Source organism: Streptomyces sp. NPDC050509, assembly GCF_044457965.1.
Lineage (GTDB): Bacteria > Actinomycetota > Actinomycetes > Streptomycetales > Streptomycetaceae > Streptomyces.
In genome coordinates this window covers 309,068-334,551 of the sequence record NZ_JBITHL010000003.1, presented here as the reverse complement: position 1 = coordinate 334,551, position 25,484 = coordinate 309,068, and the positions used below count along the sequence as shown (strand labels likewise).

At 72.0% G+C, this 25,484-nt stretch carries 19 protein-coding genes; 7 read left to right on the top strand and 12 right to left on the bottom strand.

Annotated features, from left to right (window positions below; all coding sequences use genetic code 11):
• Nucleotides 1–7 precede the first annotated feature (7 nt).
• The gene (gene glmS, locus ACIBJC_RS10665) at nt 8–1,855 is read right to left on the bottom strand and encodes a glutamine--fructose-6-phosphate transaminase (isomerizing) (RefSeq protein ID WP_399290339.1); all 1,848 of its coding nucleotides are present in this window, start codon (nt 1,853–1,855) and stop codon (nt 8–10) included.
• 223 nt (nt 1,856–2,078) lie between these two features.
• Between glmS and coaA the strand changes: the two genes are divergently transcribed.
• The gene (coaA, locus tag ACIBJC_RS10660) at nt 2,079–3,086 is read left to right on the top strand and encodes a type I pantothenate kinase (protein ID WP_399291161.1); all 1,008 of its coding nucleotides are present in this window, start codon (nt 2,079–2,081) and stop codon (nt 3,084–3,086) included.
• A 97-nt stretch (nt 3,087–3,183) separates the two neighbouring features.
• The gene (locus tag ACIBJC_RS10655; protein ID WP_399290337.1) at nt 3,184–4,146 is read left to right on the top strand and encodes a DUF389 domain-containing protein; all 963 of its coding nucleotides are present in this window, start codon (nt 3,184–3,186) and stop codon (nt 4,144–4,146) included.
• Nucleotides 4,147–4,163: 17 nt separating this feature from the next.
• Here the strand turns inward: ACIBJC_RS10655 and ACIBJC_RS10650 are convergent, their stop codons facing one another.
• From ACIBJC_RS10650 to ACIBJC_RS10635, 4 genes are all read right to left on the bottom strand, one after another.
• Complete coding sequence (locus ACIBJC_RS10650) at nt 4,164–5,147, bottom strand: alpha/beta hydrolase (protein WP_399290335.1); 984 nt, start codon at nt 5,145–5,147, stop codon at nt 4,164–4,166.
• Nucleotides 5,148–5,402: 255 nt separating this feature from the next.
• Nucleotides 5,403–6,689, bottom strand: a complete 1,287-nt coding sequence (locus tag ACIBJC_RS10645; protein WP_399290333.1) for a PP2C family protein-serine/threonine phosphatase — start codon at nt 6,687–6,689, stop codon at nt 5,403–5,405.
• Between the two features lie 87 nt (nt 6,690–6,776).
• The gene (locus ACIBJC_RS10640) at nt 6,777–7,016 is read right to left on the bottom strand and encodes a hypothetical protein (RefSeq protein WP_399290331.1); all 240 of its coding nucleotides are present in this window, start codon (nt 7,014–7,016) and stop codon (nt 6,777–6,779) included.
• A 1,609-nt stretch (nt 7,017–8,625) separates the two neighbouring features.
• Complete coding sequence (locus tag ACIBJC_RS10635) at nt 8,626–9,309, bottom strand: hypothetical protein (protein ID WP_399290329.1); 684 nt, start codon at nt 9,307–9,309, stop codon at nt 8,626–8,628.
• Nucleotides 9,310–9,622: 313 nt separating this feature from the next.
• Between ACIBJC_RS10635 and ACIBJC_RS10630 the strand changes: the two genes are divergently transcribed.
• From ACIBJC_RS10630 to ACIBJC_RS10620, 3 genes are read left to right on the top strand one after another with little or no spacing between them, the layout of a single operon-like run.
• On the top strand, nt 9,623–11,125 hold the full coding sequence (locus tag ACIBJC_RS10630; protein WP_399290327.1) for a DUF4331 domain-containing protein: 1,503 nt from the start codon (nt 9,623–9,625) through the stop codon (nt 11,123–11,125).
• 14 nt (nt 11,126–11,139) lie between these two features.
• Entirely contained in the window at nt 11,140–12,474 is a 1,335-nt protein-coding gene (locus tag ACIBJC_RS10625; protein WP_399290325.1) for a tetratricopeptide repeat protein, read from the top strand.
• Nucleotides 12,474–14,006 carry a nickel transporter gene (locus ACIBJC_RS10620; RefSeq protein WP_399290323.1) on the top strand — a complete coding sequence of 511 codons (1,533 nt, stop codon included), beginning with the start codon at nt 12,474–12,476 and terminating at the stop codon, nt 14,004–14,006. Before ACIBJC_RS10625 ends, ACIBJC_RS10620 begins: the two co-directional genes overlap by 1 nt.
• Nucleotides 14,007–14,069: 63 nt before the next feature.
• Here the strand turns inward: ACIBJC_RS10620 and glmM are convergent, their stop codons facing one another.
• From glmM to ACIBJC_RS10600, 4 genes are all read right to left on the bottom strand, one after another.
• A complete protein-coding gene (gene glmM / locus ACIBJC_RS10615; RefSeq protein WP_399290321.1) occupies nt 14,070–15,428 on the bottom strand; it encodes a phosphoglucosamine mutase in 1,359 nt (452 codons plus the stop codon).
• Nucleotides 15,429–15,697: 269 nt separating this feature from the next.
• Nucleotides 15,698–16,225, bottom strand: coding sequence for a 30S ribosomal protein S9 (rpsI, locus tag ACIBJC_RS10610; RefSeq protein WP_329828631.1), 528 nt, complete (start codon nt 16,223–16,225; stop codon nt 15,698–15,700).
• Nucleotides 16,226–16,267: 42 nt separating this feature from the next.
• Nucleotides 16,268–16,711, bottom strand: a complete 444-nt coding sequence (rplM, locus tag ACIBJC_RS10605; protein WP_329828630.1) for a 50S ribosomal protein L13 — start codon at nt 16,709–16,711, stop codon at nt 16,268–16,270.
• A gap of 311 nt (nt 16,712–17,022) precedes the next feature.
• On the bottom strand, nt 17,023–18,669 hold the full coding sequence (locus ACIBJC_RS10600; RefSeq protein ID WP_399290318.1) for an ABC-F family ATP-binding cassette domain-containing protein: 1,647 nt from the start codon (nt 18,667–18,669) through the stop codon (nt 17,023–17,025).
• 79 nt (nt 18,670–18,748) lie between these two features.
• On the opposite strand from ACIBJC_RS10600, the gene ACIBJC_RS10595 reads away from it, so the two are divergent.
• On the top strand, nt 18,749–19,717 hold the full coding sequence (locus tag ACIBJC_RS10595; RefSeq protein WP_399290316.1) for a hypothetical protein: 969 nt from the start codon (nt 18,749–18,751) through the stop codon (nt 19,715–19,717).
• Nucleotides 19,718–19,782: 65 nt separating this feature from the next.
• Complete coding sequence (locus tag ACIBJC_RS10590; protein ID WP_399290314.1) at nt 19,783–22,800, top strand: glycosyltransferase; 3,018 nt, start codon at nt 19,783–19,785, stop codon at nt 22,798–22,800.
• A gap of 18 nt (nt 22,801–22,818) precedes the next feature.
• Here the strand turns inward: ACIBJC_RS10590 and truA are convergent, their stop codons facing one another.
• From truA to ACIBJC_RS10575, 3 genes are all read right to left on the bottom strand, one after another.
• Nucleotides 22,819–23,718: a tRNA pseudouridine(38-40) synthase TruA gene (gene truA / locus ACIBJC_RS10585; protein WP_399290312.1), complete on the bottom strand. Its 900-nt coding sequence runs from the start codon at nt 23,716–23,718 to the stop codon at nt 22,819–22,821.
• A gap of 92 nt (nt 23,719–23,810) precedes the next feature.
• Complete coding sequence (gene rplQ / locus ACIBJC_RS10580) at nt 23,811–24,323, bottom strand: 50S ribosomal protein L17 (protein WP_399290310.1); 513 nt, start codon at nt 24,321–24,323, stop codon at nt 23,811–23,813.
• A 119-nt stretch (nt 24,324–24,442) separates the two neighbouring features.
• Nucleotides 24,443–25,465, bottom strand: coding sequence for a DNA-directed RNA polymerase subunit alpha (locus ACIBJC_RS10575; protein WP_329828625.1), 1,023 nt, complete (start codon nt 25,463–25,465; stop codon nt 24,443–24,445).
• Nucleotides 25,466–25,484 lie beyond the last annotated feature (19 nt).

Below are 25,484 nucleotides of genomic sequence, written 5' to 3'. Positions count from 1 at the left end.
CACTCGATCACTCCACCGTGACCGACTTCGCCAGGTTCCTCGGCTGGTCCACCTCGTTGCCCCGCGCCGTCGCCAGCTCGCACGCGAACACCTGCAACGGCACCGTCGCGACCAGCGGCTGAAGCAGCGTAGGCGTCGCCGGGATGCGGATGAGATGGTCCGCGTACGGCACCACCGCCTCGTCCCCCTCCTCCGCGATCACGATCGTGCGCGCGCCCCGCGCCCGGATCTCCTGGATGTTCGAGACGATCTTGCCGTGCAGCACCGAGCGCCCGCGCGGCGACGGTACGACGACCACCACCGGCAGGTCCGGCTCGATCAGCGCGATCGGGCCGTGCTTCAGCTCGCCCGCCGCGAACCCCTCCGCGTGCATGTACGCGAGTTCCTTGAGCTTGAGCGCGCCCTCCAGGGCCACCGGATACCCCACGTGCCGGCCCAGGAACAGCACCGTCCGCTTGTCCTTCAGGGTGCGCGCCAGGGCCCGTACCGGCTCCATCGTGGCGAGGACGCGCTCCACCTCGCCCGCGATCCGCCCCAGGTCACGGACGACGTCCCGGATCTCGTCGCCCCACTTCGTACCGCGCCGCTGGCCCAGGTAGAGCGCGACCAGGTAGCAGGCGACGAGCTGCGTCAGGAACGCCTTGGTCGACGCGACGGCGACCTCGGGGCCCGCGTGCGTGTAGAGGACCGCGTCGGACTCCCTGGGGATGGTCGAGCCGTTGGTGTTGCAGATGGCCAGCACCTTCGCGCCCTGCTCGCGGGCGTGCCGCAGCGCCATCAGCGTGTCCATCGTCTCGCCGGACTGCGAGATCGCGACGACGAGCGTGCGCGGGTCCAGGATCGGGTCGCGGTAGCGGAACTCGCTGGCCAGCTCCACCTCGCAGGGCAGCCGCGTCCAGTGCTCGATGGCGTACTTGGCGATCAGCCCGGCGTGGAAGGCCGTACCGCACGCCACGATGACGACCTTGTCCGCCTCGCGCAGCACGGCCGCCGGGATCCGCACCTCGTCGAGGGTGAGCGCGCCCTCGGCGTCGATCCGGCCCAGCAGCGTGTCCGCGACGGCCTTCGGCTGCTCGGCGATCTCCTTGAGCATGAAGGAGGCGTAGCCGTCCTTCTCGGCGGCGGACGCGTCCCAGTCCACGTGGTACGAGCGGACCGCGGCCGGGGCGCCGTCGAAGTCCGTGACGGTCACGCCGTCGCGGCGCGCCTCCACCACCTGGTCCTGGCCCAGCTCGATCGCGGAGCGCGTGTGGGCGATGAACGCGGCGACGTCGGAGGCGAGGAACGACTCGCCCTCCCCGACCCCGACCACCAGCGGCGAGTTGCGGCGCGCGCCGACGACGACGTCCGGCGCGTCCGCGTGGACGGCGACGAGCGTGAAGGCGCCCTCCAGCCGGCGGCACACCCGGCGCATCGACTCGGCGAGGTCGCCGCAGGAGGAGAACGCCTCGGCGAGGAGGTGCGAGACGACCTCGGTGTCGGTGTCGGAGCCCAGGTCGTGGCCGCGTTCGGCCAACTCGGCTCGGAGGGCGGCGAAGTTCTCGATGATCCCGTTGTGGACGACGGCGACGCGGCCCGCGTTGTCGAGGTGGGGGTGGGCGTTGGCGTCGGTGGGGCCGCCGTGGGTGGCCCAGCGGGTGTGGCCGATGCCGGTGACACCGCTCGGCAGCGGGCTCTCCACCAGCGTCTTCTCCAGGTTGAGGAGCTTTCCCGACTTCTTGGCCGCGGCGAGCCCACCGCCGGCGAGGACGGCGACCCCGGCGGAGTCGTACCCCCGGTACTCCAGGCGCTTGAGACCCGCGATGACCACATCGAGCGCCGACTGCCCGCCCACGTACCCCACGATTCCGCACATACCATTCCCTTCCCGGCCGTTTCCCCCTCGTCGGACGGCATCGTCGCAGACCGCGCACCGGGGGGCGGGGACCTCACGTACACGCCACAGGAAAGCCACACGCCCCGCCCCGCGCCACGTGGCTCACGCCCGGCCCTCCCTCCGCAGGGGCCCCGGCCGCCACGTGACCGACCCCACCCCCGGCGGCCTCCCCCGGCCGCCGGTCGCGCCGGACAATGGCCAGGTGATCACCTCGCCGACGTCACCGCCGTCACGGAGCACCGCCCGCCGGACCGACCACGGGCCGACGCCCTACGTCGACCTCACCCGGGCCGAGTGGAGCGCGCTGCGCGACAAGACCCCGCTGCCGCTGACCGCCGAGGAGGTCGAGCGGCTGCGCGGGCTCGGGGACGTCATCGACCTGGACGAGGTACGCGACGTCTACCTCCCGCTCTCCCGGCTGCTCAACCTGTACGTCCAGTCCACCGCCGGGCTCCGCGGCGCCCTGAACACCTTCCTCGGGGACGCGGGCAACGGGAACGGCGCGCAGCGCGGCACCCCGTTCGTCATAGGCGTCGCCGGGAGCGTGGCCGTGGGCAAGTCGACCGTGGCCCGGCTCCTCCAGGCGCTGCTGGCCCGCTGGCCGGAGCACCCGCGGGTCGAACTCGTCACCACCGACGGCTTCCTGTACCCGATGAAGGAGCTCCAGGCGCGCGGGCTGATGTCCCGCAAGGGGTTCCCCGAGTCGTTCGACCGGCGGGCGCTGACCCGGTTCGTCGCGGACATCAAGGCGGGCAGGGACGAGGTCACCGCGCCCGTCTACTCGCACCTCATCTACGACATCGTGCCGGGCGAGGTGCTCACCGTACGGCGCCCCGACATCCTCATCGTGGAGGGGCTGAACGTCCTCCAGCCCGCGCTGCCCGGCAAGGACGGCAGGACGCGCGTCGGGCTCGCCGACTACTTCGACTTCAGCGTGTATGTCGACGCGCGCCCCGAGGACATCGAGAGCTGGTACCTCAGCCGGTTCCGCAAGCTCCGTGAGACGGCCTTCCAGGATCCGTCGTCGTACTTCAGGAAGTACACCCAGGTCTCCGAGGAGGAGGCCCTGGAGTACGCCCGTACGACGTGGCAGACCATCAACAGGCCCAACCTCCTGGAAAATGTGGCGCCCACCCGGGGCCGCGCCACACTGGTGCTGCGCAAGGGCCCGGACCACAAGGTGCAGCGGCTCTCCCTGCGCAAACTCTGACACCTGCTCACTTACGACAGCACTTCTGAGACATCACTTCTGACATCTGACACCTGACTTCTGACATCACTTCTGAGACTTTTGAGGAGCGGCCGGCGTGCTGCATCTGCGTCTGCTCGTACCGGCCGACCGTACGGACGAGGTGGTACGGGCCGTCGAGTCCACCGTCGGCACCACGCACCTGGCCGTCGTCCCCGGCGCCGCCCGCGACCCGCACGGCGATCTGATCCTGTGCGACGTGGCGCGCGAGGCGGGCGACGAGCTGATCGGGGTGCTGTGCGGCCTCGGTATCGACGAGTCCGGTTCGATCTCCGTGGAGGACGTCCACCTGTCGCTGTCGAAGCGCGGGGAGGCGGCGGAGGAGGCAGCTCCGGGCGAGGGCGCCGACGCCGTGCTGTGGGAGCACCTGGAGGAGGTGACGCACGAGGAGTCCACCCTCTCGGTCACCTACCTGGCGTTCCTGACCCTCGCGACGATGATCGCCGCCTGTGGTGTGGTGCTGGACAACGCGATCCTGATCGTCGGCGCGATGGCGGTGGGCCCGGAGTTCGGCCCGCTGGCGGGCATCTGTACGGCGCTGGTGCAGCGCGCCCCGCGCCTGGCGTGGCGTTCTCTGGTCGCGGTGCTCGTCGGGTTCGCGGTGGCGATGGCGCTGACGACGGTGTTCGGCCTGGCGATGGACGGCTTCGGGCTCTTCTCGGAGTCGATGCTGGAGGCTGACCGCCCGAACACCTCGTTCATCTGGAACCCTGACCTGTTCTCCCTGGTGGTCGCGGCCCTCGCGGGCGCGGCGGGCATGCTCTCGCTGACCTCGGCGAAGTCGGGCGCGCTGGTCGGGGTCGCCATCTCCGTGACGACGGTCCCTGCGGCGGCGAACGCGGCGGTCGCCCTCGGGTACGGCGACTTCGGCCAGGTCTGGGGCTCCACCGGCCAGCTCCTGCTGAACCTGGCGGGCATCGTCGCCGCGGGCACGCTCACGCTGCTCGCACAGAAGGCGTTCTGGGCGGTGACCCGGCCCCGCCGGGCCCGTACCGCCGCGGACGGGGCCGCTCAGCGGTGAATCAGTGACTCACCGGCTCAGGACGTGGCGAGCACCCGCCGCATCCACCGCAGCCGGGCGGCCTTCACATCGCGGGTGATCCGGGTCTTCGGCGCGTCGCCGTGGAAACCGTGGAAACCACCGGGCCATACATGGAGTTCGGCGCGGCCCCCGGCCATCCATATACGGGAGGCGTAGTCGACGTCCTCGGAGCGGAACGTCTCCGCGGAGCCCACCTCGATGTACAGGGGCGGCAGCCCCGACAGGTCCCTGGCACGGGCGGGCGCGGCGTACGGGGAGACCCCCGGCTTCCCCATCCGGTCGCCGAGCAGCGAACTCCAGCCGGTGTGGTTGGAGGCCCGGTCCCAGGTGCCGACCCCGGCCATCTGGTGGCTGGACGGGGTGTTGTTACGGTCGTCCAGCATCGGCGCCATCAGGAGCTGCCCGGCCGGCTCGGGGCCACCCCGGTCCCGCGCCATCAGCGCCAGCGCCGCGGCGATCCCGCCGCCCGCGCTGCTGCCGACGGTGAAGATCCGGTCGCGGTCGATGCCCAGCTCACGCGCGTGCCGGGCGGTCCAGGCGAGCCCCGCGTAGGAGTCCTCCACGGGCGCGGGGTGGGGGTGTTCGGGGGCGAGCCGGTACTCGACGGAGACCACGACCAGGCCGCCCAGCTCGTGCGCCAGATCGAGCCGGTCGGGGATCCCGAGCCGGTTGTCACCGCTGACCATGCCGCCGCCGTGCACGCAGTAGAGGGCGGGCAGCAGCGCGGCGGACGGGCGCGGCACACCGGCGGGCCGGCAGATCAGCAACGAGATGTCGGGCGCCCCGGCCGGCCCCGGCACGGAACGCTCCTCGAACGTGAAGGTGCCCTGGCGCCGTATCTCCTCGTCGGTGGGGCGCTGCTGGGCCATGACCTCGCGGGCGAGGGGGATCAGCTCGGGCGTGAGGACGGTGGTGGCCTCGGGGTTCAGCTCCAGTACGACGGCCAGTTCGGGGTCGAAGGGCGGCGGGGTGACGGTCATCGGCTCTCCCGTTGGTCGGGTTCCCGGCTTCGGTCGCGGCCCGTGGCGCCACCCCTGGTGACACACCTGGGGGTCAGGGGTCAGGGGCCAGGGGCGGGCTGCGGATGACGGGCGGCTGCGGACAGGACACGTACGCGTCGCTCCCGACGCACCGTAACCACCGCCCCCACTCCCCCGCACCTACGGCGATCCGGCCACCGCCCGGCCGAAATCGGGGGGCCATGCCCAGAGGGACGGGCCCGGAGGGCTGCCGTCTCAGTCGAGGGCTGCGAGGTGGTCGGCGTCGCCTCCCCGCCACTCGATGAGGAAGATCGTCGCGTCGTCGCTGGTGACGCCGCCCCGTTCCTGCTTCAGGGCGTAGGAGAGCGCGCGCACCACCGACCGCACCGCCGTGTGGTCACGGACGGCGCGGTTGGTCCACGCGATGAGCTGTTCCTCGCCGAACGGTTCCCCGCCGTCCTGGTGTTCCTCGATCAGGCCGTCGGTGAAACACAGCAACCGGTCCCCGGGGCGCAGCCTCCGCTCACTGACCACCGGCTCCTCACCGCCGAAGCCGACCGGCAGGGTGGTCGGGCTCTCCAGCCGGTCCACCACGACGCGGTCACGGATCAGCAGAGGGGCCGGGTGACCGGCGTTGACCCACTGCAGTTCGCCCGTGGCGATGTTCAGGCACATCATCTGCGCGGTGACGAAGTGGTCGTGGCCGAACTGCTCGTTGATGGCCCTGTCCATGAACGCGTACACCTGGGACAGCCCCGTGTTGGCCCGCCGGGTGTGGCGGTAGGCGCCGATGGCCACCGTCGCCATGGTCGCCGCGTCCAGGCCGTGGCCCATCGCGTCGATCATGGCCACGTGAAGGATGTCGCCGTTGAGGGCGTAGTCGAAGCTGTCGCCCGCCACGTCGTACGCCGGCTCCAGGATCCCGGCCACCTCGACCTGCGGAACGGTCATCGACAGCGGCGGCAGCAACGACCACTGGATCTCGGCGGCCACGCTCATCGGGGCGCTGCGCCGGGCCTGGAAGAACAGGTCGGTGTAGGCGTCCTTGGTGACGATCATGTCCGCGACCAGCCCGGCGAGCCTGCGCAGCAGCCGCCGGTCGTCGTCATCGACACTGTCCAGGGTGACGGCCATGGCCCCGACCTGGTCACTGCCGTCCAGCAAGGGCAGATACATCCGCACACTGCCACCGGGGCCGTCCGGGCCGCCCTCGCTGCTCCGGCCGACCTGGGCGCCGAGCGGCACCTCCACCGTTCTGCGGGTCAGGAACGCCGTGCCCGCGGGGGAGTTGTCGACCGGCTCGGGCCGTCCGACCGTCAACCCCCGGCCCGGCAGCGGAACCAGCAGCACCTGCTCGTAGTCCTGCAAGAGGATCGAGAGGTCCCGGCCACCGACCCTGGCCACCTCCTCCGCGACGAGCGGGGCGATCAACTGCGGCGGCATCTCATGGGCCCGGTCCAGCAGCACACCCAGCAGCCGCTCGCCGAACCCCTCCGACCGGTCGATCTCAGCCTTGCCCGGCGTGCGCCCGCCTTCGGCCATCGCTGCTCATCCCTTCGTACCGCGGCATGGAAATGCAGAGGGCGGCCGCCCCACAGCGTGACACCGCCAACCGGCTCAACGGCCCGATTACGCCGGAGGCGGCATGTCGCCCCCGGCGGGCAGCGGCCTCGCGGCGACCGCGAGACGCCGGACCTCTACGTCGTACAGACGAGTGCTGTTGAGCGCGTCGCCGGACAGCTCCGAAACGCCCCGGGCGTCCAGGTCCCACAGCGCCAGGTTGTCGGCCCCCTCCGGCGGGGACGGCAAGCCCTGCCGCTGGGCCGGCGCGTGGTGCGCCGACGGCAGGGAGACCGGGTAACAGCTCACGTACACGTAGCGGGAGTGAGCGGCGAGCGGTCGGGGAACGCCTTGACCGAGCCGGCCCGGCTGACGCCCCGGCAGCAGATGGCCATCGACTGCGCGCGGTGCGGGCACCGACTGGGAATGTGGGGCCGGGTGCTCGGCGAGGTGCGGTACTGCGGCTTTACCTCCGGCTGTGGGTGTGCTTATCCGGGTGCCCGCCCCGTACGGATGTCGCGCTGTGAGCCCACGTGGGGGCACCGCCCCGCCCAGCCGCCGCCAGGTGCTGCTGGACGCGGCCCTGACCAGCCTGACGACCGCCGCGATCCTCGCCGCCCTGGGGTACGGGTACGGCTCCATACCCGACCCTGGGGCGGACCCCGATGCCGATGTATCGCCAGGCCTCGTTCGAACTCCGCCGCGCGATCCGCCTCCGCACTGCCGCGTCGGCAGAGGCGCGTCGGCAGAGGCGGCAGTGCGGAGGCGGATCGGCAGAGGCGCTGAGCCTGTCGGGGTGGGCCGGTGGCGGATGATGGCGGGCGGTCCGCCCCCTCCCTGGTCCGATGATCGCGGCTCCGGGGCGTGCGTCAAGGGCGCTCCTGCGTCGCGTCGGCTGCGCCGATGGCCTCCGGCCACCCTTGACTCACACCCCTGCGCCGCTGGAAAAGGCGTGGGGAGGGGGCGGGGGGGAGGGGTCCCCTGGGAAACACCGATGTCCCTGGGGCCGGACCCAGGCTGGCCGGTCGGCTCGCCCTGCGGGGCGCGCAATAGTGGAGTGGGGCGGTGACGGCTCTCGTCAAGCGTCCGTCGACCGGTCGTGTGCTGGGCTTCATGCCCCGCTGGTCACCCGCCGTGGGTGGGAGGGGTCGGGTGGAGTCGGGGTGGATGTGACGTGTGGGGCGAGAGTGGTGCCCAACGGGGAAGTGTGTGCCGAGAGTCCCGCATAGGTGCGCTGGCTGCACGCAGTCACGGAACAACGGAGCCAACCCCCCAATCAGCCGGGGCAAACTGGGGCATAACGCATGCCTATTGGGTGGGGAAGCGCCCTATCGGCCACCAAGACCGCACCCTGCCCCGGCACCGCATTCCGCCCGGCACCCCACCACCCCGGCTCCATCAAGGCACCCAACTCCGCCAAGCCGGCCCCCTCCATCAAAGCACCCAACTCCGCCAAGCCGGCCCCCTCCGTCAAGGCGGCCAGCTCCGTCAAATCGGTCCCGGCCAAGCCACATTCACCACCGGCCCCATTCACGGCGAGTGACCAGCGGGGCATGAAGCCCAGCCGTCATCCGGTGGGGAGCCGCTTGACGAAAGCCGGGCCGCCCCACTCCACTACCGCGCGCCCCGCAGGGCGAGCCAGCCCGCAAGCCTGGAACGGACCGCAAGGGCATCGGTGTTTCCCAGGGGACCCCTCCCCCCCGCCCCCTCCCCACGCCTTTTCCAGCGGTGGAGGGGTGGGGGTCAAGGGTGGAGCGAAGCGGAATCGGCGAAGCCGACGCGACAAAGGAGCGCCCTTGACGCACACCCCGGAGCCGCGATCATCGAACCAGGGAGGGGGCGGACCGCCCGCCATAAAGCACCACCGGCCCACCCCGACAGGCTGAGCGCCCCAGGGCAGCGGACCAAGCGACCGGCGTTACGACCTCGGCGCCGTCGGGATGTAGTCGAAGTTCGGCGTGAGCGTGCCGAACAGGGCGCCCACGGGCGGGGCTTCGCCGCCGGTGATCGAGGCGAACAGGCGGGACGCCTCCGCCGTGAGGTAGAACGGCGCCTGCTTGATGCGGAAGCCGGTGAAGCTCGGGCGGGCGCCCAGCATGACCTCGGCGTATGTGGATTCCGCGATGACGACCTCGTCGGAGATCGGCACGCCGTCGACCGCGACGCCGGCCGTGTACGAGGGCGTCGGCATCACACGGATGTACGTCGGCTTCAGCGTGATGGTCTTGCCGGATGCCACGTGGTGGAAGTTGAGGCCGCCCGGGTAGAAGATGCGCCCCCGGATGTCGAGGCCGTCACCGGCCGTCGAGCCGATCGGCATGCTGAAGCCCTTGCGGTCCGCGTCCATCGCGAACGGGGTGATGGCCTCCAGCGTGATGCCCTCGCGCTCCATCCAGGACAGCGCGTCGCCGCCGAGCGCGATCTGGGCGTCGCCCCACGGGGAGATGTACGCGCCCGGGAACGGTGCGGCGGCGGGCGCCGCCTGGTGGGTGGCAGCGGGCAGCTGCGCGGTGGCCGCCCCGGCCGAGGTCAGGCCGAGCGGCAGGGAGAGGGCCGCGACAGCGGCGAGGACGGTGAGGCGTCGAAGGCCGTGCATAGGCATAAGAGCGTTTCCTCTTCTTTGATGGGGGGAGCGGCCACGGGCGATCGCCCGGCCTGGCCCAACAGGCTTATCCGACAAGCGAGTTCACGGCCCTCGTGGGAGATCACGGGAGATCACCCAACGGGGCCGACAGGCAGTCTCCCTGTCGGGCCATGCCAATCCATGCATAGATATAAACCAGGGCAAACCATCGCTGAGCCGTACGGAGGAAAACCGTCACGCGAAGGGGGTGCGCCGGGCTGTGCGGGCGCCTCAAGATCATCGGAGACTCCACTCTGGGGCCCACACCCACCTCGGCACTGGAGAGACGCGCATGCCCCGAAACGTCAGGGAACCCGGAGAGCCACGCCTCAGCCGGTCGTCACGGCGGCGGCTCACCGCCCTCGCCGTCGCCCTCGCCGCGCTCACCGCCGGCGCCCTCTCCGGCCCGTTCACGGGCACCGGTGAGGCGGGCGGGCACATCGACTCCCCGTCGACCCTGCTCGACCCCGCGACGGACCTGACCGATCTCTACGCCTTCACCAGCCCCGAGAACGCGGACCTGGTCACTCTGATCACCAGCGTCCGCCCCCTCCAGGCGCCGGGCACCGCCGCCAACGCGCTCGTGGACTTCCCGTTCGCGACCGGTGCGCGGTACGAGATCCACACGGACGCGGACGGCGACGGGGCGCCCGACACCACGTACCGCTGGACCTTCCGTGACGAGGACCGCCGGCCCTTCGGCATGGGCCCCAAGGTCGGTCCGCTGCCGGTGACCTCGCTCGACGACCGGTCGCTCGGCGTCCGCCAGAAGTACACGCTGGAGAAGGTCACGGCGGGCGGCGCCACCGAGACGCTGCTGCGTGACGCGATCGCCTCCCCCACCCACACCGGCCTGTTCCTGATGCCGGCCTACGACCGGCTGCGGAACCAGGCGATCCGCCAACTCCCCGGCGGCGGGCGGACGCTGGCCACCCACGCGGCGGATTCGTTCAAGTTCGACACCCAGGTCCTCGGCCCGTACGTGCTCGGCACGCGCGGCCCCGTACCGGGCTGGCTGCCCGACGCCCAGCCGCTGTCGGTGCTCAACGTGAACAGCCTCGTGCTGCAAGTACCCAAGCGGGACATCGCGCTGAAGGGCGACCCGAAGCGCAACCCGGTCGTCGGCGTCTGGGCGTCCGTCTCCCGGCCCGGCGCGGATCTGAGCCGGAGCCTCGCGACCCAGGCCCCCTCCTTCCGGCAGGTGGCGCGGCAGGGCAATCCGCACCTCCCGCTCGCGCTCTTCGGCACCACCGTCGGGCTGTCCAAGCCGGGCGGACCCGAGGACCGGTTCCAGACCCGCGTGCCGAAGGACGACCGGCAGGACGCCGCCTTCATGGCGGCCACGCTCGACCCCGCGCCCCCGCACCGCTTCGAGAGCGCCCAGGGGCACAAGGCTCCGGCGACTCCGCGCCTCGACATCCAGGCCCTGCTCATGAAGGGCATCGGCAAGGACAAGGCCAACGGCTCGCTCTTCGGCTTTGACCTCAACGCCCATCTGATGAACGCCGACGCCGACCCGGCCCGCATCGTGCTCGCCGAGGAGCTGCGGCTGAACCTCTCCACTCCGGTCACCGCCGCGCCGAAGACGTACGGAGTCATCGACGGGGACCTCCAGGGCTTCCCGAACGGGCGGCGCCTCAACGACCACGTCGACGGGCCGCTGCTCCGCATGCTGGCGGGCGAACCCGCGAAGCCCGCTCCCGCCGGTCTGGTGCCGGATCCGGTCGTCCGGCTGGAGCCCGCCGACGCGCAGTCCACGTTCCCGTATCTCAACCTCCCGCACGCGGGCCCGTGAGGCGTCGGATCACCTTGAAGACACTGATCAGCGCCGTGGGTGGAGCGGCGGCCGTGGCCGGGTGTGTGGCGGGACTGCTGTGGCTCGGTCCCTCCCCCGCCCGGCCGGGGGCCACCGCTCCGGCCGCCGCCGCCTCCACCACCGGCACGGACAACGCGGGCGGAGGCTCCAGGGATACGGCCGGCTCCGGCTCCAGGGATACGGCCGGCCCCGGGGATACGGTCGACGCCGCCCGGCGCCGTACGGAGGCGTACCCCGACGACCCCACCGCCTGGACCGGCCTCGCGCGCGCCGCGATCGAGCGGGCCCGCACCACCCTCGACGCGGGCCCGCTCGACACCGCCGACCAGGCGCTGCGCCGTTCGCTCGCCCTCGACGGCAGCCGCAACTACGGCGCGGTGACGGGCCGGGGGATGCTCGCCAACGCCCGGCACGAGTTCGCCGAGGCCCGCGAACACGCGCTGCGCGGTACGCGGATGGCGCCCGACCGGCCGGACGCCTACGCCGTACTGGCGGACGCCGAGATCCAGCTCGGCCACTACCCGGCGGCGCGGGCCGCCGTGCAGCGACTGCTCGACATCGCCCCGGCGAGCGCCGCGTACAGCAGGGCCGCATACGACCTGGAGACCCACGGCAGGCGCACGGATGCAGCCATCGCGCTCCGGCGGGCCGTCGACAGTGCGGCGACCCCGGACGAACGGGCCTTCGCCGAGGCCCGCCTCGGTGATCTGCTCGGCTCCGGGGGCGACCTGGACGAGGCCGAACGGCACTACCGGCGCGCCCTGGACACCGTCCCCGACCACCCCTACGGGCAGGCCGGGATCGCCCGGGTGACCGCCGCGCGCGGGGAGACGGACGCGGCCCGCGCGCTGTACGGGAAGCTGGTCGCGCGGACGCCGTTGCCGCAGTTCCTGCTGGAGGCCGTGGAGCTGCGCCGGGCGTCCGGGGTCCCGGGGCAGGGCGGCGAGGGGGCGGCGCTGGCGGCGCAGGTGCGGCTGGCGCGCGCGGACGGCGGTCCCGTCGACCCGCATCTCGCCCTCTACGCGGCCGATCACGGTGATCCGCAGGTCGCGGTGGAGCTGATGCGCAGGGAGTGGCAGCACACGCGCGGTGTCGTCGTCGCCGACGCGCTGGGGTGGGCGCTGCACCGTGCGGGGCGGTCCGAGGAGGCCCTTCCGTACGCGGTGCGGGCGGCCGGGACGGGCTGGCGCAAGGCGCTGTTCCGCTACCACCGGGGCGCGATCGAGCGGGAGTTGGGGATGCCGGAGGCGGCCGGTCATCTGCGCGAGGCCACCGCCGTCAACCCGTACTTCACCCCGCCGTCTCCCCGCGCCGAGAGGGGCCACTGATGCCGGGCCTCCGCCGCATGGCACCCCTCCTCGCCCTGCTCACTCTGCTGACGTGCGCGACCGTACCGACGGCCCACGCCCACCCGCTGGGCAACTTCAGCGTCAACCACCACGACGGGCTGCGGCTCTCGCACGACCGGATCGAGGACACCGCCGTCGTCGACAGCGCGGAGATCCCCACCGCGCAGGACCAGGACGCCACGGACACCGACCGGGACGGCACCGTCTCCCCCGCCGAGGCCGCGCACCGCGCCGCCGAGCGGTGCGCCGAACTGGCGGGCCGTACCAGGGTCTCGGTACGCGGCGAGCCCGCCGTCTGGCGTACGGGCCGCTCCACCCTGACGTACGGGAAGGGGTCGGCCGGTCTTCCGGTCGCCCGGCTGACCTGCGCGCTGCGGGCCGACGCCGCGCTCTCCCGGCCGTCCGACGTCACCTTCGCCTCGGGGGCGGAGGCGGCGCGGACCGGCTGGAAGGAGATCACCGCCGTCGCGGGGGACGGGGTACGGCTGGCGGCGTCGCCCGTTCCGGCGCGGAGCCCGAGCGAGGTGCTGCGGCGGTATCCGACGGGCGAGGGCGAGCAGCCGCTGCACGTGACCGGTGCGACGTTCCGTACGGAGCCGGGCGCGGCGGACGGCCCTGCGGCGGCGGACGCGGACGCGGCGCCCGCCGTGCAGGCCGTGGCCCGGGACGGGGTCCTCTTCCCCGCGCTGGAACACCGGCTCACCGGCCTGACCTCGGGCCGGGACCTCACCTTGCCGGTCGGCCTCCTCGCCGTGCTGCTGACCCTGCTCCTCGGCGCGGGCCACGCCGCCCTCCCCGGCCACGCCAAACTCGCGGTCGCCGCCTGTCTGGCCCGCCGGGAGGGCGGCGTACGGGCGGCGCTGGCGGTCGGGGCGACGGTGACGGTGACCCACACGGCCGGCGTCCTGGCCATGGGGCTGGCGCTGACGGCCGGCGGCGGATTCCTCGGGGAACGGCTGCTGGGGTGGCTGGGGGCGGTCAGCGGCGCGGTGATCGCGGCGCTGGGGACGGTGCTGGTGGTGACGGCGGTACGGACGTTACGGACGGGGAGACCGCCGGCACACTGGCATCACGGCCACCGTCACACCCACACCCACGACCACACGCACCCCCACCAGCACGGGCATGAGCACGAGCATGGGCACACGCACACGCACACGCACACGCCCACCCACACCGCCAAGCCCCGCCGCAGTGGGCTCCCCACCCTCCTCGGCGTGGGGCTCGCGGGCGGGCTGGTGCCCAGCCCGTCCGCCCTCGTCGTGCTGCTCGGCGCCGTCGCCCTGAGCCGTACGTCCTTCGGAGTGCTGCTCGTCGTCGGCTACGGCGTCGGCATGGCGCTCACCCTGACCGCCGCCGGGCTGCTGCTCGCGGGCGGCGGGAGCCGGCTCGCCGCCCTGGGCGAGCGCCGCCTTCCCGCGCTGCGCCGCTGGACCCCGTACGGCACGGTGCTGACCGCGTTCGCCGTCCTGGCCGTGGGCATCGGCTTCACCCTGCGCAGCCTGCTCTGAGACCGAAGATCTGAGGCCGACGATCTTCTGAGGCCGACACCCACCCGCCCGGGACGGCGGCGGTCAGCCCAGCGCCGACTTCACCGCGTCCGCGAGCCGCCCCGCCACCGCGCGCGCCTGCTCGATGTCGGCCGCCTCGACCATGACCCGTACCAGCGGTTCCGTGCCCGAGGGGCGGAGCAGGACGCGGCCGGTGGAGCCCAGGTCGCGTTCCGCCTCCGACACCGCCGAGGCCAGTTCCGCGGAGGTCTTCACCCGCGCCTTGTCGACGTCGGGCACATTGATCAGCACCTGCGGCAGCCGCTGCATGACGCCCGCCAGGTCGGCCAGTGTGCGGCCGGTCGCGGCGACGCGGGCGGCCAGCATCAGGCCGGTCAGGGTGCCGTCGCCGGTGGTGGCGTGGTCGAGGACGATGACGTGGCCCGACTGCTCGCCGCCGAGGGCGTAGCCGTGCTCCTTCATCGACTCCAGGACGTAGCGGTCGCCGACCGCCGTCTCGACCAGGTGGATGGACTCGCGCTCCATCGCCATCTTGAAGCCGAGGTTCGACATGACCGTGCCGACCACGGCGTCGCCCCGCAGGGTGCCCGCCTCGCGCATCGCGAGGGCCAGGACGGCGAGGATCTGGTCGCCGTCGACCTCCTCGCCGGCGCCGTCCACGGCGAGGCAGCGGTCCGCGTCGCCGTCGTGGGCGATGCCGAGGTCCGCGCCGTGCTCGACGACCGCAGCCTTCAGCAGCCCGAGGTGGGTGGAGCCGCAGCCGTCGTTGATGTTCAGACCGTCCGGCTCCGAGCCGATGGTGATGACCTCGGCGCCCGCGCGGGCGAACGCCTCGGGCGAGACCCGGGCCGCCGCGCCGTGCGCCTCGTCCAGGACGACCGTGAGGCCGTCGAGCCGGTTGGGCAGCACACCGATCAGGTGTGCCACGTACTGATCGAATCCTTCGTCGTACGAGCGGACCCGGCCGACGCCGCCGCCGGTCGGCCGCGCCCACGGCTCGCCGGTGCTGTGCTGCTCGTACAGCGTCTCGATACGGTCCTCCAGCTCGTCGGCGAGCTTGTGCCCGCCCCGCGCGAAGAACTTGATGCCGTTGTCGGGCATGGCGTTGTGACTCGCGGAGAGCATCACGCCGAGGTCGGCGCCCAGCACACCGGTGAGATACGCCACCGCGGGGGTGGGCAGCACACCGACGCGCAGGACGTCCACGCCCGCGCTCGCGAGACCCGCCACCACGGCGGCCTCCAGGAACTCGCCCGAGGCGCGGGGATCCCGGCCGACCACGGCCGTGGGCCGGTGCCCCTCGAACGTCCCCACCTCGCCGAGCACGTGCGCCGCCGCGACCGACAGGCCGAGCGCCAGCTCAGCCGTCAGATCGGCGTTGGCGACACCGCGCACGCCATCCGTGCCGAAGAGTCGTCCCACAGCTCTCCCTCCGAGAAACGCCGGAGTGGCGCCAGTGCCACCCCGAACGAAAGCGCTCCGAAATTGATCCGAAAATGCGAAGCCATGCACATACACGTAAGCCCATTGAGCACCGGCTGCACTCTCATGCACCCTGAATGCTGTTATACGCCCGTGGCTCGCGATAAACGAACGCCCCGGCGGCACGGAGTGCCGCCGGGGCGAACGGTAGGCCGAAAGGCTGTGAAACAGCCGAACCAGCCGTCGTGCGATTGAGCGCTTGCTGCGATTTAGCGCTTGCTGTACTGCGGCGCCTTGCGGGCCTTCTTGAGACCGGCCTTCTTGCGCTCGACCGCACGGTCGTCGCGGCTCAGGAAGCCGGCCTTCTTCAGCGTGGCGCGGTTGTTGTCCACGTCCGCCTCGTTCAGCGAGCGGGCCACGCCGAGGCGCAGGGCGCCGGCCTGACCGGAGACGCCGCCACCGGAGATACGGGCGATGACGTCGTAGCGGTTGTCGAGCTCAAGCACCTTGAAGGGCTCGTTGACAGCCTGCTGGTGCACCTTGTTGGGGAAGTACTCCTCAAGGGTGCGACCGTTGATCTTCCACTTGCCGGTGCCCGGGACGATCCGGACGCGGGCGATGGCGTTCTTGCGACGGCCCAGGCCGGCCGCCGGCTGCGGGTCGCCGAAGCGGCCCGCGAGCGACTCGGAGGTGTACTCACCCTCGACGGGGACCTCCGACTCGAAGGTCGTCACGGCGTCAAAGGTCTCTTCGACCTCGGCGCCTTCGACGGGGGTCTCTGCAGTGGTCTCGGCCACGATGCTCCTCAGATTTCTTTTCGTCTTAGGGGGTGGCCGGAACTACTGCGCGACCTGGGTGATCTCGAACGGCACCGGCTGCTGGGCAGCGTGCGGGTGCTGGTCGCCCGAGTAGACCTTCAGCTTCGAGATCATCTGACGGCCCAGGGTGTTCTTGGGGATCATGCCCTTGATGGCCTTCTCGACGGCCTTCTCGGGGTTCTTCGCCATCAGCTCGTCGTAGCGGACGGAACGCAGACCACCCGGGTAACCGGAGTGGCGGTACGCCATCTTCTGGGTCTTCTTGTTGCCGGACAGGTGCACCTTGTCCGCGTTGATGATGATGACGAAGTCACCGGTGTCAACGTGCGGCGCGTAGATCGGCTTGTGCTTGCCGCGCAGAAGGTTGGCGGCGGTGGTCGCCAGACGGCCCAGGACGATGTCCTGCGCGTCGATGATGTGCCACTGGCGCGTCACATCGCCGGGCTTGGGGCTGTACGTACGCACGGTCGTATGCCTTCGCTTCTTCAGTGATGAGGTTCCCGCAGCCCGCGAGGGATGTGGGACGGGTCCTGACAAGGCCACCCGGACGATCACGACAGCCCTGGTGATGCGACGGGGACGCAACCCGTGCACCTACCGCTGTCCATCGGCCCGGTGAACCGGCGTAAGGGCCCCTCGCGTGAGAACGACCAAGCCAATACGCATAACGAACCAGCAGAATACCGCCGCTGCCCCGTACGGGTCAAAACGGGGGCAGCGCGGGGACAAGCCCGCCGTACGAGCCCGCTGTACGGGCCCGCTGTACGGGCCCGCCCTCACCGCGCCCGTACCACCCTGCGCTCGTCCCACACCGGCTCCGGCGTCTCCCGTACGACCCCGTCGGAGCCGAAGACCAGATAGCGATCGAACGAACGCGCGAACCAGCGGTCGTGGGTCACCGCCAGCACCGTCCCCTCGTACGCCTCCAGGCCCTCCTGGAGCGCCTCCGCCGACTCCAGGTCCAGGTTGTCCGTCGGCTCGTCCAGCAGCAGCGCCGTCGTGCCCGCCAGCTCCAGCAGCAGGATCTGGAAGCGCGCCTGCTGGCCGCCGGAGAGCTTGTCGAAGGGCTGGTCGCCCTGGCGCTCCAGCTCGTACCGGCGCAGCACGCTCATCGCGCCGCCCCGGTCCTTCGCGTGCTCCGTCCAGAGGATGTCGACGAGCGCGCGGCCCCGCAGCTCCGGGTGGGCGTGCGTCTGCGCGAAGTGGCCGGGAACGACCCGCGCGCCGAGTTTCCACTCGCCTTCGTGCCGGACGTCCTCGCCGGCCAGCAGCCGCAGGAAATGCGACTTGCCGGAGCCGTTCGAGCCGAGGACGGCCACCCGCTCGCCGTAGAAGACCTCCAGCGTGAACGGCTTCATCAGGCCGGCCAGCTCCAGATTCTTGCAGGTCACCGCCCGTACGCCGGTACGGCCGCCGCGCAGCCGCATGGTGATCTCCTGCTCGCGCGGCGGCTCGGGCGGCGGCCCGGCCTCCTCGTACTTCCGCAGCCGGGTCTGCGCCGCCGCGTACCGGGACGCCATCTCGTGGCTGACCGAGGCCGCCTGCCGCAGATTGACCACCAGCCGCTTGAGCTGCGCGTGCTTCTCCTCCCAGCGCCGCTTCAGCTCCTCGAACCGGGCGAACCGTTCCCGCCGCGCCTCGTGGTACGTGCCGAACCCGGCGCCGTGCACCCACACGTCGGAGCCGCCGGGCCCCGGCTCCACACTGACGATCTTCTCGGCGGCCGTGGCCAGCAGCTCCCGGTCGTGGGAGATGAAGAGGACCGTCTTACGGGTCTCCTTCAGCTTCTCCTCCAGCCAGCGCTTGCCCGGCACGTCCAGATAGTTGTCCGGCTCGTCGAGGAGCAGCACCTCGTCGGGGCCGCGCAGCAGCGCCTCCAGCACCAGCCGCTTCTGCTCGCCGCCGCTGAGCGTGCGCAGGGCGCGGAACTGGGCCTTGTCGTACGGGATGCCGAGCGCCGCCGTCGTACAGATGTCCCAGAGCGTCTCGGCCTCGTAGCCGCGCGCCTCCGCCCAGTCGCTGAGCGCCTGCGCGTACGCCATCTGCGCGGCCTCGTCGTCGACCGTCATGATCGCGTGCTCGGCCCGGTCCACGGCCTCGGCGGCCTCCCGGATCCGTGGCTGTGAGACCGAGACCAGCAGGTCACGCACCGTACGCTCGTCGCTCCCCGTGCCGTCGTCCCGCTGCGAGCCGACGAACTGGGACATCACCCCGAGCCCGCCGCTGACGGTCACCGTCCCGCCGTGCGGCTGCAACTCCCCCGCGATCATCCGCAACAGCGTGGTCTTTCCCGCGCCGTTGGCCCCCACGAGGGCGACGACGGCGCCTTCCGCGACGCGGAACGAGGCGTCGGCGAGCAGCACCCGCCCGTCGGGGAGGTAGTACTCCAGGTGCGCGGCCTCTACATGTCCCATGCCACGCATTGTCGGCGTAGGTGGGGCCAGGACCCAAACCGGTTTTCGCGGCCCGTACCGTCCCGTCCGACGGTCTAAACTGCGCGGCATGAGCTTTGGGCATGGGCAGGGGGGGCAGGGCCCTTCGTGGGGCGGCCCCGGTTCACCGGACCACGATCCGTACGGGGCACGGCAGTCGCAGGGCGGGTACGGATCCCAGGACCCGTACGACCCGCCGGCCTCGGACCGGTACGACACACAGACACCCGACTGGGCGGCGCTGGCCGACGCGTCCGCCGCCCGGGGCCGCCGTAAGCGCTGGCTGATGATCGGCGGCGGGGTGCTCGCGACCGGCGCCGTCGCCGCGATCGTCGCGACGGCCGTCGTCTCGATGAACGGCGGCAGCGGCACCGACAACGGTACGGAGAACACCGCGGGCCAACTCCCGACCTCCGGCACCGAGGTGCCGAACCAGAACGGGGATCCCGCCCCGTCCTTCCCGTCGGCCGCGCCGCTGCCGCCGCCGGACCCGAAGGACTTCATATCCAGCGCCGACAAGGACAAGGCCCCGCTCGGCGAGGACACCCTGTTCCCCGGCAAGAAGCTGACGATGGGCGACCGCGTCTATCTCAAGGCCGCCACGACCTCCACCACCAACTGCGCCGCCGCGACCCAGGGCGCGCTGGGCTCCGTACTCGCGTCGAACAGTTGCGACCAGGTCATCCGCGCCACGTACCACAAGGACGGGGTGGCCGTCACGGTCGGCGTCGCCGTCTTCGAGCGGGAGGCGCAGGCGCTGAAGGCCAAGGACCAGGCGCAGGGCGGGATCGCCTCGCTCTCCGGCTCCGGGATCGACACCTTCTGCCGGGCGCCGTCGATCTGCCTCAAGACCACCAACTCGTACGGCCGGTACGTCTACTTCACCGTCGGCGGCTTCACGAACGGCAAGAACGTCGCCAAGACCGACAAGGGTGTCTACGCGACCTGCGACGACCTCGCGGAGTTCACCTTCCGCCAGATCCTCGGCCGGGGGCAGGCGCAGGCGTCGGCGGCGGCCACGGAGCCCGTAACCCAGTAGCACCTCCGGCGTTCACCTGAGTATGTTTCACAGAGACTGCACAGGATGATCACGGGGGAGAACCGATGACGGCCGTCAAGATCACTGTGGTGGTGCCGACCTACAACTCGGGACCCCACATCGAGCCGCTCGTCGACTCGCTGCTCCAGCAGACCATGCCGCGCGACGCGTTCGAGGTCCTGTTAGTCGACGACGGCTCGACCGACGGGACCCCGGCGCGCCTCGCGGCCCTCGCCGCCGAGCACCCCCACTTCCGTACCGTCTCCATCCCCAACTCCGGCTGGCCCGGCCGCCCCCGCAACGTCGGCGTGGCACAGGCGAACGGCGCGTACGTGCAGTTCGCGGACCATGACGACCGGCTGGCGCCCGAGGCGCTGGAGCGGCTGTACGCGATGGCCGAGCGCAACGGCTCCGACATCCTCATCGGGAAGGTCGCGAGCAACTTCCGGGCCAGGGGCGTCCCGTACGCCCTGATGAGCCGTACGCGCGAGTCCTGCACGGTGTGGAACGCGCCGCTGATCGACAGCCTCACCCCGCACAAGATGTTCCGCACCGCGTTCCTGCGCGAGCACGGCATCGTGCACCCCGAGGGGCCGTGGATCCTGGAGGACCAGCTCTTCATGGCGCGCGCCTACCTCAAGGCGTCCGTCGTCTCCGTCCTCGGCGACTACGTCTGCTACACGTACTGGGCGCGCGACGACGCCTCCAACGCCGGTACGACGGCCATCGACCCGCGGTACTTCTACGGCAATCTGCGGCAGATCCTGTCCACCGTCGTCGCCGGGACGCAGCCGGGCCCCGCGCGCGACCGGCTGCTGCGCCGCTTCTACCGCGTCGAGCTGCTGCACCGGCTCGGGGTGGAGCCCGAGGGGCCGCCGACCGACCCGCCGTTCCGGGACGACCCGTTCGACGCCGTACGGGAGCTGGCCGAGGAGTTCATGACCGACGGCGTGCACGACGGGCTGCCGGTCCTCCACCAGGTCCGCTCGACACTGCTGCGCGCCAACAGACCCGCCGAACTCACCGAGTTCACCCACCGCCTGCGGGAGCTGCGGGCCCACTGCGCGGTCGGACCCCCGTACTGGAACCGCGACCGCCTCAAGGCCACCTTCACCGCCCGCTTCGAGGAACACCCGGGCGGCCCGGGCCTGTTGCTGGCGCGGCGCGGGGAGCGGTACTTCCTCGCCCCGTCGCTGACCGACGGGGTGCTTGCGGAGCCCGTCGAGGTGACCGACGCGCTGAAGACGTTCAAGGCGGACGTGCTGCTGCGGCACACGGAGACCGCGCACGTCTGGCCGGTGGAGCGCGAGACCTCCCTCGTCCTGGAGGAGGAGGGTCAGGCCGCGGACGACGGCACGGTCCTGGTCCGCCCCGTCGTGCGCGGCACCTTCGCCGTGGACCCGCGGCGCGCCGCGGGCGGCGCTCCGCTGGACGACGGTACGTGGGAGGTACGGGTACGGCTCACCGGCGCCGGATTCGACCGCTACGCGACCGCGCTCGACGCCGGGGGCCGCCCGCTGACCGTACGGCGTACGGACCAGCCCCCGGCCGGGGTCAAGGTCAGCGTCGTCGTCCGGACGGCGCGCCCCGGACGGACGGCGGGCACCGCGGCGGACGTCGTACGGACCACGGGCGCCGCCGCGGACGCCCTGCGCCACACCCTCGACTCCCTGGCCGCGCAGACCCTGCCGTCCGCCGCGTTCGAAGTGATCGTGACCGAGGACCGCGACACCGGGCTCACCGACGCGACCGGGGCGTACGTCCTCTTCCTGGAGCCCGGCACGGAGCTGGACACCGAGGCGCTGGAGCGGCTGTACGCGTACGGCGTCGAGCACGACGCCGACATCGTCGCCGGGAAGCCCGCGGGCCGGGGCAGACCCGTCCCGCACGCGCTGTTCACCCGGGACCGGCCGCGGGCCACCCTCGCCAAGGACCCGCTGGCCGACAGCCTCGGCGCGGACAAGCTCTTCGACCGGGCGTTCCTCGCCCGGCACGGCCTGCGCTTCACCCCGGCCCCGGAGGCGGGCGTCGGGGGCCGGGAGACCCTGGCCGAGCAGGCGTTCACCGCCGAGGCGACCGTCCTGGCGGGCCGCACGGCCGTCCTCGGCCGGCATGTCTGCTTCCGGTACGGCCCGGCGCCCGAGGGGCCCGCCGTACCGCCCGGCGCGTTCTACCCGGCGCTGCGGACGCTGATGGCCCGGATCGACGCCCTCACCGAGCCGGGCGCTGCGCGCGACCGGCTGCACCGGCGCTGGCTGCGCCTGGAGCTGCTGGACCGGCTGAGCGGGACGGAGTTGCTCGACCTCGACGACTCCGACCGGCGCGTCCTGTTCGACGCGATCCGCGAGGTCGTCGAGGACGGCGTCTCCCCCACCGCGGGCGCGGCGCTGCCCGCCGTACGCCGGGTCGCGCTCACCCTGGTCGCCGACGGCCGCCCCGACGCGCTCACGGCGCTCGCGCGCTGGGAGACCTCGATCGGCTGCCATGCCCGCCTGGACCGGGTGAGCAGCCCGGACGACGCCACGCTCCGGGTCGCCTTCACCGCGCATCTGCGGACGGCGGAGGGTCCGCTGGACGTGTCGCCGCCGGACGGGGAGGCGCGGCGCTTCCTGGCCCCGGTGGGGCTCGACGGGCCCCTGCCGGACCTCTTCGCCCGCGAACCGCTCGCCTCGGGCGCGTACCCCGACCAGGCGTCCGCCGTGCTGGTCCTGCGCGCCCGTGAGGGCGGCAAGGAGCACCGGGTGGCCACGGAGTGCACCGTCGCCTACACGGGGGGCAGCGGGCTGAGCATCTCGGGGACGGCGTCGCTCACGGCGGCCGGGCTGCGCGCCGGCGTGTGGGACGCCTCCGTACGGCTGACCGCGCTCGGCTGGACGAAGACCGCCCGGCTCGGCGCGCACCGGAGCGCCGACGTGCCCGAGGAGCTTCCGGCGGCGGCCCGGATCGCCCCGTACTGGACCACGCCCGGCGGGGAGCTGTCCTTCCGCGTCACCACACCGCGCCCGGCCGGCCCGCGGCCCCGCATACTGCTGCACCGGGTGAGCCGCCGGCTACGCGGCGCGAGCCAGGCCCAGGGCCGCTGAGGCCCCTGAGGCCGCCGTCTAGCAGCCCGCGCAGCTGTCCGCCGCACCGCCCAGCGTCCGCTTGTTGCGGGCCTGGCGGTTGCGCGCCCCCAGCAGCTCGTCGGCCGGGTAGCCGACCTCCTCCAGCGTCAGCCCGTGCGGGCGTACGACATGCACCGCCGAGTCCCGTGCGCCCGCCGCCAGGACCTTCGCCGGCCACTCCACCGGCCGGTGGCCGTCGCCGACGAAGAGCAGCGCGCCCACCAGCGAGCGCACCATGTTGTGGCAGAAGGCGTCGGCGCGCACGGTCGCGGTGATGACACCGCTCGCGTCCCGCACCCACTCCAGCCGCTGGAGCGTACGGATCGTCGTGGCGCCCTCGCGCCGCTTGCAGTACGCGGCGAAGTCGTGCTCGCCGAGCAGCCCGGCCGACGCCGCGTTCATGGCGGCCACGTCCAGCGTCCAGTCGTGCCACAGCACATGGCCGCGCAGCAGCGGGTCGACGCCCCCGGGGTGATCGGTGACGCGGTAGGCGTACCGGCGCCAGATCGCCGAGAAGCGCGCGTTGAAGCCTGCCGGCGCCTCCTCGGCCCTCCAGACCCGTACGTCGTGCGGCAGCCTGCCCGCGAGGCGCCGCAGCAGCCGCTCGCTGTGCTCCTCCCAGACGTCCAGCGGAAGATCCACGTGGGCGACCTGGCCGCGCGCGTGCACGCCCGCGTCGGTCCGCCCGGCGACGATCAGGTCGTACGTACGGGAGGAGCGCGTCACCGTACGGAGCGCGTCCTCGATCTCGCCCTGGACCGTGCGCCGGGTGCGCTGCCTGGCCCAGCCGGAGAAGTCCTTGCCGTCGTAGCTGAGGTCCAGCCGTACCCGTACGTGACCGGCCGCCGGGCCCTCGGGGTTCTGAGGGCCCTCAGAGCTCTCGGGGTTCTCGCTCACCTGCACACCTGTCCGATCCTCTCCCAACGGAAAAACGGAACGGGCCCGCCCCCCTGAGGGAGCGGACCCGTCCGTACAGCCGACCGCAGGACTCAGGCGTCCTTGGACTCGGCCTCGTCCTTGGCCTCGGCGGCGGGCTTGGCGTCCTCGACGGTCTCGGCCGGAGCCTCGTCCTTCTTGAGGGCGTCTTCCTTCACCGCGCGCTTCGTCGCGGCCTCGGCCTCACCGGTGGCCTCCTGCGCCACGGTCAGGGCCTCGACCAGCTCGATGACCGCCATCGGGGCGTTGTCGCCACGACGGTTGCCGATCTTGGTGATGCGGGTGTAACCACCGGGGCGGTTCTCGTACCGCGGGGCGATCTCGGTGAAGAGCGTGTGGACGACGCTCTTGTCCGTGATCGACTCGAGGACCAGGCGACGGTTGTGGATGTCGCCCTTCTTCGCCTTGGTGATGAAGCGCTCCGCGACGGGGCGCAGGCGGCGGGCCTTGGCCTCGGTCGTGGTGATGCGGCCGTGCTCGAAGAGCGACTTCGCGAGGTTCGCGAGGAGCAGCTTCTCGTGCGCGGCGCTGCCGCCCAGACGGGCACCCTTGGTGGGCTGCGGCATGGTGTTTCTCCTTGTGTCTGCACCGGCCGTATCAGGTACCGGTGTCAGTTCCCGCGAGGCGGTCGCCCCGCGGAAGCGAAATCAGCTCAGCACGTCTCCGTACGAGAGCTCAGTACGGCTCAGTACTGCTCGGTCTCCACGAAACCGGCGTCCGCGTCGTCCTCGGCGCCGAAGGCGTCCGCGGCGGCGGTCGGGTCGAATCCGGGCGGGCTGTCCTTGAGCGCGAGGCCCATTCCGGCCAGCTTCGCCTTGACCTCGTCGATCGACTTGGCGCCGAAGTTGCGGATGTCGAGCAGGTCCGCCTCGGAGCGGGCCACGAGCTCACCCACGGAGTGGATGCCCTCGCGCTTGAGGCAGTTGTACGACCGAACGGTGAGCTCCAGCTCCTCGATCGGCAGGGCGAGATCGGCGGCGAGCGCGGCGTCCGTCGGCGACGGGCCCATGTCGATGCCCTCGGCGTCGATGTTCAGCTCGCGCGCCAGACCGAACAGCTCGACCAGCGTCTTACCGGCGGACGCCATGGCGTCACGCGGCCGCATGGCCTGCTTGGTCTCGACGTCGACGATCAGCTTGTCGAAGTCGGTGCGCTGCTCGACACGGGTCGCCTCGACCTTGTACGTGACCTTGAGCACCGGCGAGTAGATGGAGTCGACCGGGATACGGCCGATCTCCTGGCCGACCTGCTTGTTCTGGACGGCGGAGACGTAGCCGCGACCGCGCTCGACGGTCAGCTCCATCTCCAGCTTGCCCTTGCCGTTCAGCGTGGCGAGGACGAGGTCCGGGTTGTGCACCTCGACACCGGCCGGCGGGGCGATGTCGGCCGCCGTGACCAGGCCGGGACCCTGCTTGCGCAGGTACATCACGACCGGCTCGTCGTGCTCCGAGGAGACGACGAGCTGCTTGATGTTGAGGATGAGGTCGGTGACGTCCTCCTTGACGCCCGGCACGGTGGTGAACTCGTGCAGGACCCCGTCGATCCGGATGCTCGTGACGGCGGCACCGGGGATCGAGGAGAGGAGCGTGCGGCGGAGCGAGTTGCCGAGGGTGTAGCCGAAGCCCGGCTCCAGCGGCTCGATCACGAACCGGGAGCGGTATTCGTCGACGACCTCTTCGGTCAGCGACGGACGCTGAGCGATAAGCATGGGTGATTCCTTCAGTTGG